Annotated in this window: 19 protein-coding genes; 8 read left to right on the top strand and 11 right to left on the bottom strand. The window is 55.3% G+C overall.

The genetic code is table 11. The features are described from left to right. Positions 1-27: 27 nt before the first annotated feature. Complete coding sequence (locus ABJG22_RS04085) at positions 28-540, top strand: MarR family transcriptional regulator (protein WP_348018971.1); 513 nt, start codon at positions 28-30, stop codon at positions 538-540. A 1-nt stretch (position 541) separates the two neighbouring features. Here ABJG22_RS04085 and ABJG22_RS04080 read toward each other — a convergent pair whose 3' ends face one another. The 4 genes from ABJG22_RS04080 to ABJG22_RS04065 all read right to left on the bottom strand — a co-directional run bounded on the left by ABJG22_RS04080 (position 542) and on the right by ABJG22_RS04065 (position 2,936). Beyond that, complete coding sequence (locus ABJG22_RS04080; RefSeq protein ID WP_348018970.1) at positions 542-1,348, bottom strand: pyrroline-5-carboxylate reductase; 807 nt, start codon at positions 1,346-1,348, stop codon at positions 542-544. Continuing rightward, positions 1,348-1,854 (bottom strand): YbjN domain-containing protein, encoded by a 507-nt coding sequence (locus tag ABJG22_RS04075; RefSeq protein WP_348018969.1) that lies wholly within the window; start codon positions 1,852-1,854, stop codon positions 1,348-1,350. Before ABJG22_RS04075 ends, ABJG22_RS04080 begins: the two co-directional genes overlap by 1 nt. 142 nt (positions 1,855-1,996) lie before the next feature. Beyond that, the gene (locus tag ABJG22_RS04070; protein ID WP_348018968.1) at positions 1,997-2,341 is read right to left on the bottom strand and encodes an accessory factor UbiK family protein; all 345 of its coding nucleotides are present in this window, start codon (positions 2,339-2,341) and stop codon (positions 1,997-1,999) included. Between the two features lie 46 nt (positions 2,342-2,387). Further along, entirely contained in the window at positions 2,388-2,936 is a 549-nt protein-coding gene (locus ABJG22_RS04065; protein ID WP_348019034.1) for a TspO/MBR family protein, read from the bottom strand. Positions 2,937-3,192: 256 nt separating this feature from the next. On the opposite strand from ABJG22_RS04065, the gene ABJG22_RS04060 reads away from it, so the two are divergent. Continuing rightward, positions 3,193-5,007 carry an ABC transporter transmembrane domain-containing protein gene (locus ABJG22_RS04060; protein WP_348018967.1) on the top strand — a complete coding sequence of 605 codons (1,815 nt, stop codon included), beginning with the start codon at positions 3,193-3,195 and terminating at the stop codon, positions 5,005-5,007. 4 nt (positions 5,008-5,011) lie between these two features. On the opposite strand, the gene ABJG22_RS04055 is transcribed toward ABJG22_RS04060, so the two are convergent. The 5 genes from ABJG22_RS04055 to ABJG22_RS04035 form a co-directional block, all read right to left on the bottom strand. Next, positions 5,012-5,611 (bottom strand): hypothetical protein, encoded by a 600-nt coding sequence (locus ABJG22_RS04055; protein WP_348018966.1) that lies wholly within the window; start codon positions 5,609-5,611, stop codon positions 5,012-5,014. A 168-nt stretch (positions 5,612-5,779) separates the two neighbouring features. Further along, on the bottom strand, positions 5,780-6,232 hold the full coding sequence (locus tag ABJG22_RS04050) for a biopolymer transporter ExbD (protein ID WP_348018965.1): 453 nt from the start codon (positions 6,230-6,232) through the stop codon (positions 5,780-5,782). A gap of 46 nt (positions 6,233-6,278) precedes the next feature. Beyond that, the gene (locus ABJG22_RS04045) at positions 6,279-6,800 is read right to left on the bottom strand and encodes a biopolymer transporter ExbD (protein ID WP_348018964.1); all 522 of its coding nucleotides are present in this window, start codon (positions 6,798-6,800) and stop codon (positions 6,279-6,281) included. A 110-nt stretch (positions 6,801-6,910) separates the two neighbouring features. Then, positions 6,911-7,663 (bottom strand): MotA/TolQ/ExbB proton channel family protein, encoded by a 753-nt coding sequence (locus ABJG22_RS04040; RefSeq protein ID WP_348018963.1) that lies wholly within the window; start codon positions 7,661-7,663, stop codon positions 6,911-6,913. Between the two features lie 81 nt (positions 7,664-7,744). Continuing rightward, on the bottom strand, positions 7,745-8,392 hold the full coding sequence (locus ABJG22_RS04035; RefSeq protein ID WP_348018962.1) for an energy transducer TonB: 648 nt from the start codon (positions 8,390-8,392) through the stop codon (positions 7,745-7,747). A gap of 266 nt (positions 8,393-8,658) precedes the next feature. Here ABJG22_RS04035 and ABJG22_RS04030 point away from each other — a divergent pair, with 266 nt between their 5' ends. Together ABJG22_RS04030 and ABJG22_RS04025 are read left to right on the top strand one after the other, a co-directional pair. Then, a complete protein-coding gene (locus ABJG22_RS04030) occupies positions 8,659-9,498 on the top strand; it encodes a hypothetical protein (RefSeq protein WP_348018961.1) in 840 nt (279 codons plus the stop codon). A gap of 87 nt (positions 9,499-9,585) precedes the next feature. Next, positions 9,586-10,884, top strand: a complete 1,299-nt coding sequence (locus ABJG22_RS04025) for a homoserine dehydrogenase (protein WP_348018960.1) — start codon at positions 9,586-9,588, stop codon at positions 10,882-10,884. A gap of 27 nt (positions 10,885-10,911) precedes the next feature. On the opposite strand, the gene ABJG22_RS04020 is transcribed toward ABJG22_RS04025, so the two are convergent. After that, positions 10,912-11,394, bottom strand: coding sequence for a hypothetical protein (locus ABJG22_RS04020; protein WP_348018959.1), 483 nt, complete (start codon positions 11,392-11,394; stop codon positions 10,912-10,914). Between the two features lie 62 nt (positions 11,395-11,456). Here ABJG22_RS04020 and glpX point away from each other — a divergent pair, with 62 nt between their 5' ends. The 3 genes from glpX to ABJG22_RS04005 all read left to right on the top strand — a co-directional run bounded on the left by glpX (position 11,457) and on the right by ABJG22_RS04005 (position 14,255). Further along, a complete protein-coding gene (gene glpX, locus ABJG22_RS04015) occupies positions 11,457-12,431 on the top strand; it encodes a class II fructose-bisphosphatase (protein WP_348018958.1) in 975 nt (324 codons plus the stop codon). 73 nt (positions 12,432-12,504) lie between these two features. Then, positions 12,505-13,668, top strand: coding sequence for an alpha/beta hydrolase (locus ABJG22_RS04010; RefSeq protein ID WP_348018957.1), 1,164 nt, complete (start codon positions 12,505-12,507; stop codon positions 13,666-13,668). Further along, positions 13,665-14,255, top strand: coding sequence for a uracil-DNA glycosylase family protein (locus tag ABJG22_RS04005; RefSeq protein WP_348018956.1), 591 nt, complete (start codon positions 13,665-13,667; stop codon positions 14,253-14,255). Before ABJG22_RS04010 ends, ABJG22_RS04005 begins: the two co-directional genes overlap by 4 nt. Here ABJG22_RS04005 and ABJG22_RS04000 read toward each other — a convergent pair. After that, a complete protein-coding gene (locus ABJG22_RS04000; protein ID WP_348018955.1) occupies positions 14,252-14,743 on the bottom strand; it encodes an NAD(P)H-dependent oxidoreductase in 492 nt (163 codons plus the stop codon). The two genes, ABJG22_RS04005 and ABJG22_RS04000, sit on opposite strands and share 4 nt — an antisense overlap. A gap of 65 nt (positions 14,744-14,808) precedes the next feature. Here ABJG22_RS04000 and recJ point away from each other — a divergent pair, with 65 nt between their 5' ends. Continuing rightward, positions 14,809-16,575 carry a single-stranded-DNA-specific exonuclease RecJ gene (gene recJ / locus ABJG22_RS03995; protein WP_348018954.1) on the top strand — a complete coding sequence of 589 codons (1,767 nt, stop codon included), beginning with the start codon at positions 14,809-14,811 and terminating at the stop codon, positions 16,573-16,575. The last annotated feature ends 145 nt before the right edge of the window (positions 16,576-16,720 follow it).

Here is a 16,720-nt window from a genome sequence, read left to right as displayed (position 1 = left end):
CTAATCAGCCTGTCAAGATACGTCAACATGACTGACGTATCTCGCCCCTCCACATCTCCCGGCGCATCGCCGCTTTTTCTGCGCGAAGACGAAATCCGTCGCGGGATCGAACTGCTCTATTTTGGTTACACCAGACTGACCAATGCAATTGATCAGGAGCTTGCAAAGCAGGGTTTGGGCCGGGCGCACCATCGGGCCTTATATTTTATCGCGCGGCAGCCAGACCTGACCGTCGGAGAACTGCTCAAACTGCTTGCCATCACCAAACAATCGCTCGGCAGGGTGTTGAAGGAATTGCAGGATCGGGACTTCATTTTGACGTCGCCAGGCATCGTAGACCGGCGACAGAAACTGCTGCGCCTAACGGAGAAAGGCGCAAAGCTGGAAGCCGAATTATTCCGTCAATTGCGCGAAAAACTGTCTTCCGCTTATGTGTCGGCCGGACAGGAATCGGTGACCGGTTTCTGGCATGTTCTGGAAGGGCTGGTCCCCGAAAAAGACCGGAAAATGGTCTTTGATCTGCGGAAAGATCAAACTTAGGCTAGCGCTTGGCTTCTTCGGCCATTTCGATATTGCGATCCATCGCCGCCTTGAGCACATCATAGAGCAATGCATTGGCCCGGCCGTCGCTATCCATCACGTCCAGACCTTTGCGGGTTGTGCCACCTTTACCGGCAACCTGGTTCGCCAAAGCACCGGGATTCACCTCGGAAGACGCCGCCAAAGTCGCCGCACCATCCACCATCGCCAGTGCCAAGCGCGCCGCCTGATCAGGGTCCATTCCCAGCTCTGTTGCCGATACCGCCAGGGCATCGATGAAACGGAACAGAAAGGCCGGGCCCGAACCGGACAGGGCCGTGGCAATATGCATCTGGCTTTCATCGTCCAGCCATTCTGGTCCGCCCAGAGGAGAGAAAAGGGCATTCATCTCCTCCTGCAATGCTGCATCTTCCTCGTCGGCAATCAATATCATCGGCGATTTGCCGACGGTGACCGCCATATTGGGCATGAGCCGGACAATCGCACCGGATTTTGGTAGATTCTGCCGCAAAATGTCGATTTCTGTACCCGCCAAGACCGATATGATCCTGCTCTTGCCCGTAACCAGCGGCGCAAGTTTATCCGCCACCTCGCCAAGCTGATAGGGTTTCATGGCGAGCATGACCAGATCAGGCGCTGGGCCATCCGGATATTCCGATTGTGATTGCAGTCCACCCGGCAGTGGTGTTTGATTGGGTTTGATAACCGTGATGTTGTCGGCGGGCGCGCCGTTGTCCAGCCATGCCTGCAGGATTGCTCCGCCCATATTCCCGCAACCGACGACCCAGATACGTTCCGGCCAGCGCATTACGCTTCGCCAGCCGTATCGACCATGGCATGTTCAATCGCATCCTGCGGGCTCTTGTCGCTCCACAAAACAAACTGGAAGACCGGATAGAAACGTTCCCATTCCTCAATCGCCAGATCGACAATCGTCTGTGCCTGATCAAGCCCCAGCAACCCGCTGCCACCCAGCAGAGTTGCATGGCGGAACAGCAGAATATTATTGTTCGACCAAAGATCAAAATGGCCCAGCCAGAGCTGTTCGTTAATCAGACCCAAGGTTTCGTATATAACGGTCTTCTTGTCATCCGGGACGCGCAGTTCCGGCAAGAGCAGGATCTGCAGTACGTGATCCTCGTTCCGCCAGATGGCGCGCATCTGATAGCTCGTCCAATTGCCCTTAATCTCGACCGACAGCTCGTCTTCGCCGACATGATCAACCGACCAGCCGCGCGCCTCGAAAAAGGCCGCCAGCATGTCTACGGGCGGTGCTTCATCCTGATCAAGCTCTTCCCATTGGTCGTCAAGCATCGCGGTTCCAGATCCTTTGCAGATGTTAAGCCTAGTGGCCCACTCACCGGATCAGGGCAAGGCGGCGAAGGCCCCACCTTCACATTGTTTGTGGGAACGCTGTGGATAATGAACGGTGATCAATCGCAGATCAGAGTAGCGACTAGCGACCTGTTTTCGGAGCCGTGGTTTTACGCGCAGCGGTTTTACGCGCGGCAGGCTTGCGGGTTGTGGTGCGCTTGGCGGCAGGTTTCTTGGCCGGCGCAGCAGCGCCTTTCTCAAGAGCATCCAGACGCTTCTTCAAAGAATCAGCTTCCGCCCGTGCGTTGGCGGCCATTTCCTTCACCGCTTCAAATTCTTCACGCGACACAAAGTCCATACCGCCAAACCATTCTTTGGCGCGTTCCCTTGCGCTGGCTTCTGCTTCGCGGCCGACGCCGGCCACGGTTCCGGCCACGCCATTTAAAACTTTGGAAAGATCATCGAAAAAGCGATTTTGGCTCTGCATGTCATTAAACTCCGTCACTGGCCCTAAGGACCGGAAAAACTATTCCCTATATCTGGGTTCTCGCAGCAGGAACCACAAGGGTTTCCGCACTCGGGTTCAACCATTCAATCTGTTTATTGAGGACCGCAGCAAAACATAGCCATGCGAGATAGGGGATCATGAGCCATGCAGCGGCCTTTCGGATTCGTCCAAAGACCAGCGTCGTACCTAGCGCCAGTACGAATATAATGACCAAAAGCCAAAAAGAAGCGGCGACTTGATGCATGCCGAAAAACAAGATCGGCCAAAACAGATTCAGCGCATATTGCAGAAGGTACAGGATGATCGCCGGCCCACGCAGCGGCGCGCCGCGGGCATGCAGCACCATCGCGAAAGCAGTCCCCATCATTGTATAGAGCAGCGCCCAAGCCGCACCAAAGACCCAACCGGGTGGCTGCATCGCCGGCTTGGTCAGTGCCTGAAACCAGCGATTTTCTTCACCGGAATTCGCAAATTGGCTGAACGTAAAACCGAGCAGCACGGTGATAGGAACGATGAACAATATCCACCGCAGCAAAGACATCCGCAGCTGACCTTTTGAAGCAATCTGGTTCACAGCAGCATCCTTGATCAAGAAATTACACGAATCATCCGGATTGAACTGCTTCCGGAACCCCAATGCTTTTAACAATTTCTAGTCATTTGGCCAGCGTTATGCCGTGGCGTTCCAGTGCTCGCGAGACGGAATATAATTGTCCATGCTCTTGGTATTTCTGTCCATCATCGCCATGTTCCCTAAACGGGGTGTTCCGGCGGAAACCCGAGCAAACCTTTAATTGTTAGACACAGGACCGACTGCTAGATGCCCTTCCATGACCGATAAAAGCAATTCCAGCGAACCAGACAACCCGCAAGCGCCGCTCAAAAAAATCGGTAACTTACGGATGGTGTTTGATCGCGCCATCAAATATCCGCGGCAGATTGCCTTTGCCCTGCTCTCGCTATCGGTCGCAGCGATGGCGACGCTGGCGATACCCGCTGGCTTCAAAACCATAATCGACAAAGGCTTCATGGCGGGCAATGGCGATATTGCACCCTATTTCCAGGGCCTCCTTGGCATTGTAGCAATATTGGCAGTCGCCACTGCCTTTCGTTTCTATTTCGTCAGTTGGCTCGGCGAGCGCGTCGTCGCCGACATCCGACTTGCGGTGCAGGGCAATTTGTTGCGTCTCGCTCCGGGTTTTTTTGAGGAAAACCGGCCATCGGAAATCGCATCGCGCATGACCTCTGACACCGCGATTATCGAACAAGTGGTGGGAACCACCGTGTCGGTGGCGCTCCGTAATATCGTAATCGGAATTGGCGGGATTATTTACCTGTTCACCTTGGCCCCTACCCTGACCGCCGGGTTACTGCTGGCCATTCCCGTTATCATTCTCCCGATCGTTTTTATCGGCCGCAAGTTGACCAATGTGTCACGCACCAGTCAGGACCGGGTTGCGGACGTCGGTGCCATGATCGCCGAAACCCTTGGCGCGATGAAAATCGTTCAGGCCTTTGGACAGGAAAAGCGCGAGCACGACCGGTTTGGCGGCGCGGTTGAATCGACTTTCGATACCGCCAAACGGCGCATCAGGCTGCGGGCGGCGATGACCGCCATCGTTATCGGCCTGATCTTTACCGGCATCACCATGTTGATGTGGCGTGGCGCTATCGGCGTTGCCGAAGGATCAATATCCGGCGGCACAATTGCTGCTTTCGTTATCACCGGCGGTCTGGTTGCCGGTGCCTTTGGTGCCCTGACCGAAGTCTATGGTGATCTTCTGCGCGGCGCCGGTGCGGCGGGTCGGCTGGCGGAATTGCTTTCCGAAAAACCGACTATTGCATCTCCGGAAAATCCAATTGCACTGCCAGAGCCGTCGCGTGGCAAAATCGCCTTCGACAATGTGACCTTTGCCTATCCCACCCGTCCCGATACCAATGCCCTGCGCAATTTTTCACTGACAGTTTCCCCCGGAGAAACAGTGGCGGTGGTCGGTCCCTCCGGTGCCGGGAAGTCAACTCTGTTTCAACTCGCCCAGCGCTTTTATGATCCGCAGAACGGGTCGGTACGCATAGACGGCGTCGCCCTACCCTCCGCCGATCCAGCAGAAATCAGACAGCGTATGGCGCTGGTGCCGCAGGAAACCGTATTATTCGCAGCCTCCGCACGCGACAATTTACGATACGGCAGATGGGATGCGACAGACGAGCAGATATGGGAGGCCGCACGCGCCGCCAACGCCGAGAAATTCCTCCGCGCTTTGCCGGAAGGCTTGGACAGCTTCATGGGTGAAGCCGGTACGCGCTTGTCCGGCGGTCAGCGTCAACGGATCTCTATCGCCCGCGCCTTGCTCCGTAACACACCGATATTGTTGCTCGACGAAGCGACATCGGCCCTGGATGCAGAAAGCGAGAAGCTGGTGCAGGATGCGCTCGACCATTTGATGCAAGACCGCACGACAATTGTCATTGCCCACCGTCTTGCGACCGTCCGATCCGCCGATCGCATCATTGTGATGGATGAAGGGCGGATCGTCGAACAGGGCGATCATGACAGCCTAATCACTCAGAACGGTCTATATGCACGCCTTGCCGACCTGCAGTTCAGCAGCACGGAATCGAGCCGGTCAAAAGCAGCGTCGTGAGGGCCTAGCCTGTTTCCCGTGATTTGCGCAGTCGGCGCCATAGGATATAGGCAAACAGATTGATCACCAGCATACTGGAAAGCGACGGGACGACCGCCGCCATGCCTGCTGCTTCGCCGAAGGCAAGGCTGACGACAATTTTCAAAACGGTGCCGATATTGATCACAAGCAGACCATATAAGAGATTGCGCTGCCAGAAGGCGTAAAACAGGAAAAATAGAAATATCAGGACCGCGGCGACCAAGGCAACCAGCGGCAGCTTGCTTTCGTTGGTCAGAAAGAGGTCAGCCTCCCATTGCAAATATTCCTGAATCGCCGGATCGGCTGTGCCAGGGGCCGCAAACCAGAACAGGCTGGTCGCGAGCAACAACATGAAGCCGATCACATGCAGTGCCTTTCGCCGGTAGGCATAATAAGCAGCGGGAATGATGAACAGGGGACGGGAATACCAGGAAAAGAGATTTTGGTGCCGTTCCCAGATCCACGTACCCATGTCCGTTCCCGACCCATAGGCCGATAGGAATATAGCGGCGGAGTAGGCCAATATCAGCCCGATGATCCCGAGAATAAGCAAGTCCATTTTTTCCAAATTGGTCTGTTTCATCGGTGGCTCTCTATACATCTGGTGGATGGAGTTAACTGGTAGGAGACTGCATTATAGGGTCGCCCGCTGCCAGACAAAGCGCGGTGTAGGTTTGCCGCTTCTTACCAAAAAGACAAAAAAAGGGCCGCGATAAACTATCGCGGCCCTTGCTGTTTCTATCGTCCGAACCTAGTTCGGCGCACGGCTTGCTTTATTGAAGCTGCCATATTGTTCATTGCCTACAAAGCCGAACTTGCTGACGCCGCTTTCCTTAATCACCGCCAATGTACGGTCGGTGGTCAGATAAGCGCTCAGCGGATCAGGCTGGAACTGTAGCTCAGGCTCTGGAACCATTGATTTGGTCTGGGCCAAATATTGCTTCACCTGATTCAGCGTAACCGGACTATCGTTCCAGATAATCTGGTTGGTTGCCGTAATCCCAAGGCGGTTTTTAATCGGATCGACAAAATCTGGCGGTGGCGGACTATCATCCGGAACCGGCAGATCGATTTTAACTGCATGCGTTTGCACAGGGATTGTAATGATGAACATGATAAGAAGAACCAACAAGACGTCGATGAGCGGCGTCGTGTTCATCTCCATCATTGGCTCGCCATTATCTTTTCCGCCACTCATTGCCATTCGTGCGTCTCCTTAACCTTAAAATAACTCTAGTCGCCGGTCGAAATTATTCGACGACAATTGGTGTGGACAGAAAGCCTACTTTAGCGAAGCCAGCGCGCTGCATCGTATAGATTGCGCCGCCAATGCATTTGTAAGGCGTGTTAATGTCACCGCGAATATGAACTTCCGGCATATCTTCCGGCTCCATATTCTCGACCCCACCGAATGCGTCAATCTGGTCTTCCAGCTGTTTGACGGCTCTTGTAACCAACTCAGTGGAATTAACCGGTACGGTGTTCCAATAGACACGGCAATTGCCGCCGGGAGTGGCACCTGAATAACCTTCTGCACCCGGGTCACGTCCTGCGGCATCCGTTGTGGTGATCGACAGCAGCACATTCTCGCGCTTAGTCGTGGTCACTTCAAAGGGAAGTACAGGAAGCTCGAGCTCTACGGTCTGGATAACCACCGGAACCGCGATCAGAAAAATGATCAGCAGGACCAGCATAACGTCCACGAGTGGGGTTGTATTAATGTCGGATAGAGGAGTTTCCTCGCTGCTACCGCCCCCAACATTCATCGCCATAGGATTTCATCCTCTCAAAACTAAATCATCTGAAGGGAGACAGAAAGCTCCCTTTTTGTGCGTTGGTCGGGTTGTTGCGGCAAGAAGCCGCATGCAACCCGACCCCCGGCTTATTTTTTCGCGGCTGGTGCGGCCGGCTTAGCTTTTGCAGCAGTTGCTACAGCGGCTGGCTTAACGCCACCGTCCGAAGCCATATAGCCCAGAACGTCGTTGGAGAATGCACCCAGCTGTTCGGAAATACGCTTGTTGCGTCCCTGCAGCCAGTTGTAAGCCAAAACAGCTGGAACAGCCACACCAAGACCAAGTGCGGTCATGATCAGTGCTTCACCAACCGGGCCAGCAACAGCATCAATCGATGCCTGACCAGCGATACCGATTTTGATCAGTGCGCGGTAAATACCGATAACCGTACCGAACAAACCGATGAACGGTGATGTTGCACCAACGGTTGCCAACCAAGGAAGGCCGGTTGCCAGCTTGGAATTGATCTGATCTTGCGACCGTGCGATCGATCCGTGCAGCCAATCATGTGCTTCAACCGGGTCGGTCAATTTGGCGTGATCTGCATCCGCCTGGATAGCATCATCAACAATTTGACGATAAGCCGAATTTTTTTCCAGTTTTGCAGCGCCTTCTTTAAGCGAACCTGCACGCCAGAAAGTCGAGCGCATCGATTGGCCCTGCTTCATGACTTTATTCTGTTCGAACAATTTCGAAAACAGGATGTAGAAAGACGAAACAGACATGATCGTCAGAATTGCCAGAACAGACCAAGCGATAACGCCGCCCTGTTCCATTGCTTCCCAAAAACCGAAAGCATTTTGTGGAGCTGTCGGACCAGCAGCCAAAATTTCAATCAACATTTTAACATTCCCCTCAGGATAAACTAATTGCAAAAAAACTGTTGTGGGAAGGCCATCTTGCGATGCCCCTCCCAATTTTCATTATTTGGGTATCTGCCAACGAACGGCGTTAGAATAATATCCGGTTGTCGGATTTCCGTTCGCGTCCAGAGAAGGCCTGAACCGCGCACGTCGTGTCAGGTTCTTACAGGCCGCAGCATCCAGATCAGCATGGCCACTAGAGCCCGTGATTTGACAGTTATCAACCCGACCCTTGCCATTAACGGTCAACCGGAAACGTGTCGTACCTTCCCGTTCCTCGCGAAGTGCCCGCGAAGGATAGTCATTCGCATTGGCCCATCGTCCAGGATTACCACGCGGCTCCGGATTCGCCCGTTGTGGCGGAGGTGGAGGTGGCGGAGGTGCCACAACCGGTGGAGGTGGCGGTGGCGCGGTTGGAACCGTCTGAATCACCGGCCGCGGTGCAACCACAGGCGCCACGATGGGTGGCGGTGTAACTACTGGTGGTGGTTCAATCGGCTGCTCCGGCGGTGGTGGTGGCGGTTCCTCCGGCTCTTCCGGTGGTTCTTCCTCTTGAATGTCAATCATATCCAGCTGCGTCGCAACCTTCTTGACGGCATTATAGGCTAGTCCGGTGACCAGCGCATAGCCAAGTAACATGTGGATGATTACGACAAGACCGATTGATACAATCTTGCTCGAACTCATCTCTTGGTCAGCATAAGCCATTCAGAAATGTAACTCCTTTTTCCCCATCTTTATGGTAGGCTGCTTCATCGCTGAAGCACCAGACAAGGGACGTGACAATAAAAACCATCGCGACCCTTGATATCCCCATGACAACTCTTCGTTTGCTTGAAAGCTGTCTTAAATTTGTTTTAACGTGCTAGTCCCAAGCAGGCAATCGCTTTGTTGGTTCAGGGTCGATTAAGCTGTCAAAGACCCACAATAGGGGCTAAAAACTAGCATCCTGAAACCCTATCTCAGAGAAAATTATGCGCCCGTTATTGATGTTCATTTCTGCCCTATTTTTCACTCAAATAGCGGTGTTTCCAGCTTTTTCACAAGAGCCGCATGATAATGATCCATTGCAATATGCCGACCTGGCGGACTTGAGCGCGAGCGCTCCGGTCATCGTTCATGCAATAGTTAAGGAAGCGATCAAAATCGACCCTGAACGAGCCCCAAATGCCCCTCCGGGAACGCAACGTTTTTATATTATTGCATCAACAAATGCCCTGATTCGCGGCCAAGGTGGGGTCGGAGAAACGATTCGCTATGTCATTGATCTGCCCCTCGATGATCGCGGACGTGCGCCAAAAATCAAGAAAAAGCCCTTCATCATATTTGCCCGGCGGCCAGCAGGCAGCGCTAGCGACGATATCCAACTGGTCGCCAAGGACGCGCAAATTGCATGGACGCCCAGCCGCGAAAAACGGGTCCGTTCGGTGGTCCGCGAGTTGGTCGCACGCGATGCAGCCCCCATAATCACGCGAATCGCGAGCGCCTTTCATGTGCCCGGCACTATTATCGGCGAAGGCGAGACACAGATATTCATAGAGACGGAAACCGGATCGCCCATTTCCATCACCGTGCTGAAACGGGATGGACAACGCAAATTCTGGGCAGTCTCCCTCGGCGAGATTGTCGATGAGGCCGCACGCGCCCCAATCAGGAACAGCTTGCTCTGGTACAGGCTGGCTTGTTTCCTTCCGAGCCAGTTGCCTTCTGCATCTTTGAACAATGAGACACCGGCCAATGCGCGGCAGGCACGAAGTGATTATCAGATGGTGCTGAACGACCTGGGCAGCTGCCCAAGATCACGCCTGCAATAAATAGCCAGAACTAGTTCTGGCATTCGGCCAAGGCGGCGCTAATAAGGCGCCATCTATCTCACATAAAATCCAAAGAGGCTAAAGATCATGACTGCTCCGCTTCGCATCGCGCTCGCTGGACTGGGCACCGTCGGGACCGGCGTTATCCGGCTAATCGAAGAAAATGGTGCAATGATCGCACAGCGGGCCGGTCGTCCCATCGTCGTCACCGCGGTTTCTGCGCGGGACCGGTCCCGCGACCGCGGTATCGATCTTGCAGCATATTCCTGGTGCGATCAGCCAGAAGAACTTGCCACCCATGACGACATAGATTGTGTGGTCGAGATGATTGGTGGTTCAGAAGGCACCGCACTTGATCTTGCTCGCAAAAGTCTATCGGCCGGCAAATCCTTCGTCACTGCCAATAAGGCGATGATCGCCCACCACGGGATGGAATTGGCGCAAGCAGCCGAAGCTGGAAACCTGGCCTTAAAATATGAAGCGGCGGTCGCCGGCGGCATTCCGGTCATTAAGGGACTACGCGACGGCGCCTCGGCCAACCGGATCGAACGTGTCTATGGCATTCTCAATGGCACTTGTAATTATATTCTCACCGAGATGGAAAAATATGGCCACGCTTTTGATGACGTCCTGAAGGACGCGCAAGAAATCGGCTATGCCGAAGCGGACCCAAGCTTTGACATCGACGGTGTCGATGCTGCCCACAAACTGGCCATATTGGCGGCACTGTCGTTCGGCAAGGCATTGGATTTTGAAGGCGTAGAGGTCGACGGCATCCGCAATATCATGGCGGCAGATATCGGCCAGGCCAAAGCATTGGGATATCGCATCCGCCTGCTCGGCATGGCCCGAATCGATAATGGGAAGCTGTTCCAGCGGGTGAACCCCTATCTGGTGCCCGAAGCCCATCCACTGGCGCATATCGAAGGGTCAACCAATGCGGTGGTTGCCGAAGGCAATTTCTCCGGCCGCCTGATGTTTCAAGGCGCTGGCGCGGGAGAAGGTCCAACGGCCTCTGCAGTGGTCGCCGACCTGATTGACATTGCGCGTGGCGATTGCGGAACCGTATTCGGCGCACCCGCCAGCGCAATGGACTCATGTGAGCGCGCCGAGAGCGGAAACCGGACCGGCAAAAGCTACATTCGATTCATTGTCGCGGACAAACCTGGTGTTTTGGCCGAAATTACTGCGGCCATGCGCGACGCCCACGTGTCGATCGAGAGTCTCATCCAAACCGAAAAAACCGACGAAGGCTCAGTATTGATTTCGATGGTTACGCACGACAGCAGCGAACGCAATGTGACAAAGAGCCTTGCAGCTCTGTCCAGTTCGACGAGTTTGCAGGCTGCGCCCGTTGTGATGCATTTGCTCAGCGATCAGGACTGACTCAATCAGCGTGTTTACTCACGTGGCTTACTCACTGGGCGCAGGCGACAACGGCTGAGTCATTGCCTGCCGCACATAATCTTCGTCCGGCACATCCGGTTCAATGACTTGCCAAAACCGGCCAGCTGCACCACCTACGCCTCCCTCTGCCCCTCCAAGGCTTACGCGCAAAATCGGTACGCCCTTGAAGCAATTTCGTTCGGACATTGTGACATAGCAGCGACCTTGCTGAACGATTTCGGCATTGCCTTTCGGAAGCGGTTCCCGAATCCTTTCGCCGTCAATTGCCGCCAATTCAGGAAATGGTAGTCTCTGAAGCCGGTCAATTTCGGGAATACCGCACACCACGATCTCGTCGCTGGTGCGATGAAGAAGGCAGCCGTCAGCATCTACCGCGACCAATTTCCGGGCGTTCTCTACCAATTGAGTGATACGACCTTCTGGCAACTCTGTCTGGGCGATCGCCACAGACGGTATCAACAAAAGGATCAGGAAAACCAGTCTCGACATTGCAATATCGCTCCTCTATCGAGAATTCAAATTGGCCCCTTACAGAAGGACTAACCTACAATATGCCCGAAGCAAGCGATATTTTGGACCGCGTACTGGTAATGGAGATGGTACGTGTGACCGAAGCGGCTGCCATATCGGCGGCGAATCTGATCGGCCGCGGTGATGAGAAAGCAGCGGATGCTGCTGCCGTGGAAGCCATGCGGGCAGCATTGAACAATTTGGACATCTGCGGAACAGTGGTCATCGGCGAAGGCGAACGCGACGAAGCTCCGATGCTTTTCATTGGCGAGAAAGTCGGGCGTGGCTGCGAAGGCGAAGCGCCTGCCATTGATATTGCGTTGGACCCGCTGGAAGGCACAACCATCACCGCCAAAGCAGGTGCCAATGCGCTGGCCGTGCTTGCCATTTCTGAAAAGGGCAACCTGCTCAACGCGCCGGACGTCTATATGGACAAGCTGGCTGTTGGCCCCGGCTATTCACCAGATATTATCGATCTCAACAAGTCGGTTACCGAAAATGTCGAAGCCGTTGCCAAGGAAAAGGGTGTCGAACCTGCAGACATTATCGTCTGCGTCCTCGACCGACCCCGTCATGACAAGATTATCGCGGAATTGCGCGGTATCGGTTGTGGCATCATGTTGATTCCCGACGGTGATGTTGCTGGCGTCATCGCGACATCCGACGAAGATACAACGGTCGACATGTATATGGGTAGCGGCGGTGCTCCCGAAGGCGTGCTCGCAGCAGCAGCGCTGCGCTGCGTTGGCGGACAATTCAAAGGACGCTTGCTTTTCCGTAATGATGATGAACGTCAACGGGCCTATAAATGGGGCATTGAAGATCTCGACAAAGTCTATGATCTGAAAGAACTGGCCAAGGGCGATGCGATTTTCGCTGCGACCGGCGTTACCAACGGCTCTCTGCTGGAAGGTGTCAAGAAGCTGCGCGGCGGCAAGATGACCACCGAAAGCGTGGTCATGCGGGCTTCTTCCGGCACTGTACGCTGGGTGAAGAGCGAGCATCGCAACAGCTGAACCGGCGATGCTTAACCTTCCTCTGTTGAAGCGTTTAGCGTCGAAAACCAAATGGGCAGTATTTGCCTTGCCTATGCTGGTAGCGGGATGCGTAACGCCCGTCGATTATGGGAAAATACCACATTCCGATTATGTTGCGCCCGCGCGATGCAATCCCGCGCCGGCGACTCAGGTGGATGGCAATGACAAACCCTTTTTCTTTGTCACAAGCCGTCTGCCGAACTGCCTGACTGACAATATCAGTCTACTCAATCATCGCGCTGATAAATTGCGCTACGGCCGCTTTGCCGGACCGCGTGACGTCGAACGGAAGCCGGGCAAGACCGTCCGCACCATTCCCCTGGCCCTCTCTCATTCTGAGCAATGGTGGAGCAATCTCACCAGCAGGATGAAAGCGGCAGATGGGCGCGTGTTGCTCTACGTGCATGGCTATCGCGAAACCTTCTTCTCGACTTCACGAGATACCGCCCAGATTGTACGGTTAGCGGGCTTCACCGGACCAGCCATCCAATATAGCTGGCCTTCGCAGGGCGCACTGCTCAAATATCCGGTCGATGAAACCAATATGTATTGGGACGAGCGGAACTTTCGCAAGTTCCTGATGCAGCTCGCACAATTGCCATCAACGAAAGAAATCGTGCTGGTTTCGCACTCACTCGGCGCTAGGCTGGTCATACCGTCGGTAGAATATGTGGATGAGAATGTTTCCGACGGCGACGCGAGCGTTATTTCGAATATCATTCTCGTTTCTCCGGATGTCGACACGCAGGATTTCGAGCGCGACATTGCTGAAGAAATACTATCCGACCGGCGTGTCCGGAACGACCGCAGGATCACGGTTTATGCGTCCCTGAAAGACCGGGCGCTGTCATTGTCGGACAGTGTGCACGGCTATCCTCGCCTGGGTTATCCGCGGTGTTTCAACCCGTTTGAAGCAGCCGATCTAAAGGCCAAGAACCTTCCCGAACGCTGCTACGCGGTGCATCCCCAATATACGCAGGCCGTGGACAAGACCGCACTGACTATCGTCGATACGACCGCGGTTAGCCGCGGCAGAAGCGGGCACAGCAACTATCTAAAGAGCGCGCCTGCTTGCAAGGATTTCGCGGCGGTGGTCCGTGGCAACAGACATCCCGAGGGCCGCCAATCAACACATCTCGATCATGTCTTTGTCCTGCCACCCGTTCCCAAAGGTGAGAAGCCCGATCATCTGGCAATTTGTCGCCGGACAGAATGAGCGGCAAGGAATCCGAGCCGCTGACAAGCCTACTCACACAGGTCCGCTCCTGTACAATCTGCTCCGGCTTACCACTTGGTCCAAAGCCTCTGCTGCAAGCCTCGCCACAGGCCAAAATTCTAATCGCCGGTCAAGCGCCCGGCAGCAAGACCCATGAGAAAGGCCGACCATTTGATGACGCCAGCGGCAAAAGGCTGCGACAATGGCTGGGCGTCACCGAAGATCAATTTTACGATTCGCACCTCTTTGCCATCATACCGATGGGTTTTTGCTATCCCGGAACCGGCAAAGGCGGCGACCTGCCGCCACGGCCGGAATGCGCACCCGCATGGCGCGAACCACTATTGCAGGCGCTGCCGCGGATTGAACTCACGCTGATCCTGGGTCAATTTGCGCTGGATTGGCATCTCGGAGACCGAAAGTCCCGAACACTGACGGACACGGTGAAAAGATGGGACACATTCTGGCCGGATCATCTGCCCCTGCCGCATCCCAGTCCCCGCAATATCCGATGGTTCAAGGCCAACCCATGGTTTGAGGATGCTGTGATCCCCGTCCTGCAGCAACGCGTCAGCCTGCTGGTCTAAAAGACACCCATCGCCAGACCCGTCGACAGCGTCACCCCAACCTCGGCGCATCGCGCACGATCGGTTTCTGTAATCGTCTTGGGGGCCAATATCTCCTCCTCGGTCTGCGCATGGGTAGAGACGATCAGACTATCGACAACCTTCTTCAGCCGCCAGCCAGTGGCAATCCGTTCCAACTGCCGCTGCGCATTCTCTCCATCCGATCCCGCACAGATCATTGCTGCATAGGGCCGCCCCTCGATCCGGCCGAGCAAAGGATAGTAGCAGCGATCCAAAAAGGCCTTCATCACTCCGGCTATCGCCGCGAGATTCTCCGGCGTCGCAAAAATATAGCCATCAGCGGACAGCATATCGTCGGGCTGGCAATCTTCGGCCCGAATGACCTGTAATTCCGTGCCATCCTCGCCTTCGCCGGCCCTGGCAGCGGCCTCGACCATCTGGGCAGTGCCGCCGGTATAGCTATAATAGACGATCAGAAGCTTTTTCATCGCCCGCTCCCTACCAAACAACTGACCGATTGTCAGCGCCGCTGGATTCACGCATAGTGCGAAGGATGAACGCTGTATTGAATGTTGAAAAATCCCTGTCCGGTCAGTCATGGCAATGGCGCAGCACCAGCGCCGACGCGCGCGACCCGGGGTTCCAGCCCGATGACTTGGTCACCCAGTTGCTGCTTGCTCGCGGTGCCAGTCGCGAAACCTTGGCGATCAATCGCGAACCGACGATCCGGGGCTTCATGCCCGACCCGTCCGTCTTTCAGGACATGGACGCGGCAGCGGACCGGTTGAGCCTTGCCATCAAAAATCAGGAAAAGGTCACAATATTCGGAGACTATGATGTCGATGGCGCGACCAGTGCTGCCCTGCTGATTCGCTTGCTACGCGACCTTGGGCTTGAGGCAGGCTATTATATCCCGGACCGGTTGATGGAAGGCTATGGCCCATCCGGCGAGGCATTGGTCAAGCTTGGCGAGCAAGGCAGCAATCTGGTGGTCACCGTCGATTGTGGCGCCATGGCCTTTGATGCCCTTGATATGGCGCATCAGGCCGGTGTCGAGGTGATTGTGGTCGACCATCATAAATGCGCGGCGGAATTGCCCAAGGCCCTAGCGCTGGTCAATCCCAACCGATTGGACGAGAGCGATGCCAGCGCGGAACATGGCCATCTTGCCGCGGTTGGCATGGCCTTTCTATTGGGTGCGGCTCTTGTCAGGACCCTCCGGAAACAGGGATATTTCGAAAACCGGACAGAGCCGAAATTGCTCGAGCTTCTCGACATTGTTGCTTTGGGCACGGTGGCCGATGTCGCTCAGCTGCGCGGCCTCAATCGCGCCTTTGTAGCGCAGGGCCTCAAAGTGCTCTCTGGGCGTCAGAATATTGGTCTGTCGGCGCTGATCGATGCCAGCCGACTCAAACGAGCGCCCATATGCTCGGACCTTGGGTTTGCTCTCGGTCCCCGCATCAATGCTGGCGGACGGGTCGGAAAATCGGATTTGGGCGTGCGATTGCTGACCACGCAAGACCCCGAAGAAGCCCAGGCCATCGCCGCTGAACTCGACCATTTCAACCAAGAACGCCGCGCGATCGAGGCCCATGTTCTGGAAGAAGCGGAGGCCATGTGTTCCTCACAGCAAAATCAGGCAGTCGCGGTGCTATCCGCCAAAGGCTGGCACCCCGGCGTGATCGGCATTGTTGCAGGCCGAATCAAAGAAAAACTCAATCGCCCCGCCATCATTATCGCGGTGGACGAAGACGGGACAGGAAAAGGGTCGGGTCGCTCTATCTCCGGTGTCGATCTGGGAGCCGCAATCATCGCAGCCAAGGACAGCGGGCTGCTGATCGCCGGTGGCGGTCATGCTATGGCGGCCGGAATCACGATCGACGCGGACAAGGTCGATGCCTTTTCGGAATTTCTCAACGACCGGCTCGCAGACAATGTCGGCAAAGCGCAGGATGGCAAGGCGCTGCTCCTAGACGCGCTGCTTTCGCCGAAGGGCGTCAATCCGATGATCGTCGAAACCATGGACGGTGCAGGTCCCTATGGCATGGGCTGGCCTGCCCCTCGCATCGCTACGGGTCCGGTGCGGATCATCAAATGCGATATTGTCGGAACCGACCATGTCCGGATGATCGTGGGCGGCGATGACGGCGCATCGATCAAGACAATCGCTTTTCGCGCTGCCGAGAGCGATCTCGGCCAGGCTTTGCTCAGTGCTCCGCGCGGACGGAAACTGTGGATTGCAGGCCGTGCGAAGATCGACGACTGGGGCAGCCGGCCGTCGGCCGAAATCCATCTGGAGGACGCCGCCTGGGCCGATTGAGGGCGACGGGATATCTTGCCAAGATTGCTTCAGCAGCAGCATCACCGCTATATTGGCACCGCCGTTCACGACAAAGAAAGCAGCAAGCGACCGACGCTCTGCTACAGCGCTCAAAAATAGGCTTCAAATCGGGTGAAAAGAGGGT

It is taken from the genome of Parasphingorhabdus sp. (assembly GCF_039939955.1).
Lineage (GTDB): Bacteria > Pseudomonadota > Alphaproteobacteria > Sphingomonadales > Sphingomonadaceae > Parasphingorhabdus.
Note: the sequence above shows the minus strand (reverse complement) of the source record. Positions and strands in the feature narration are given on the sequence as shown.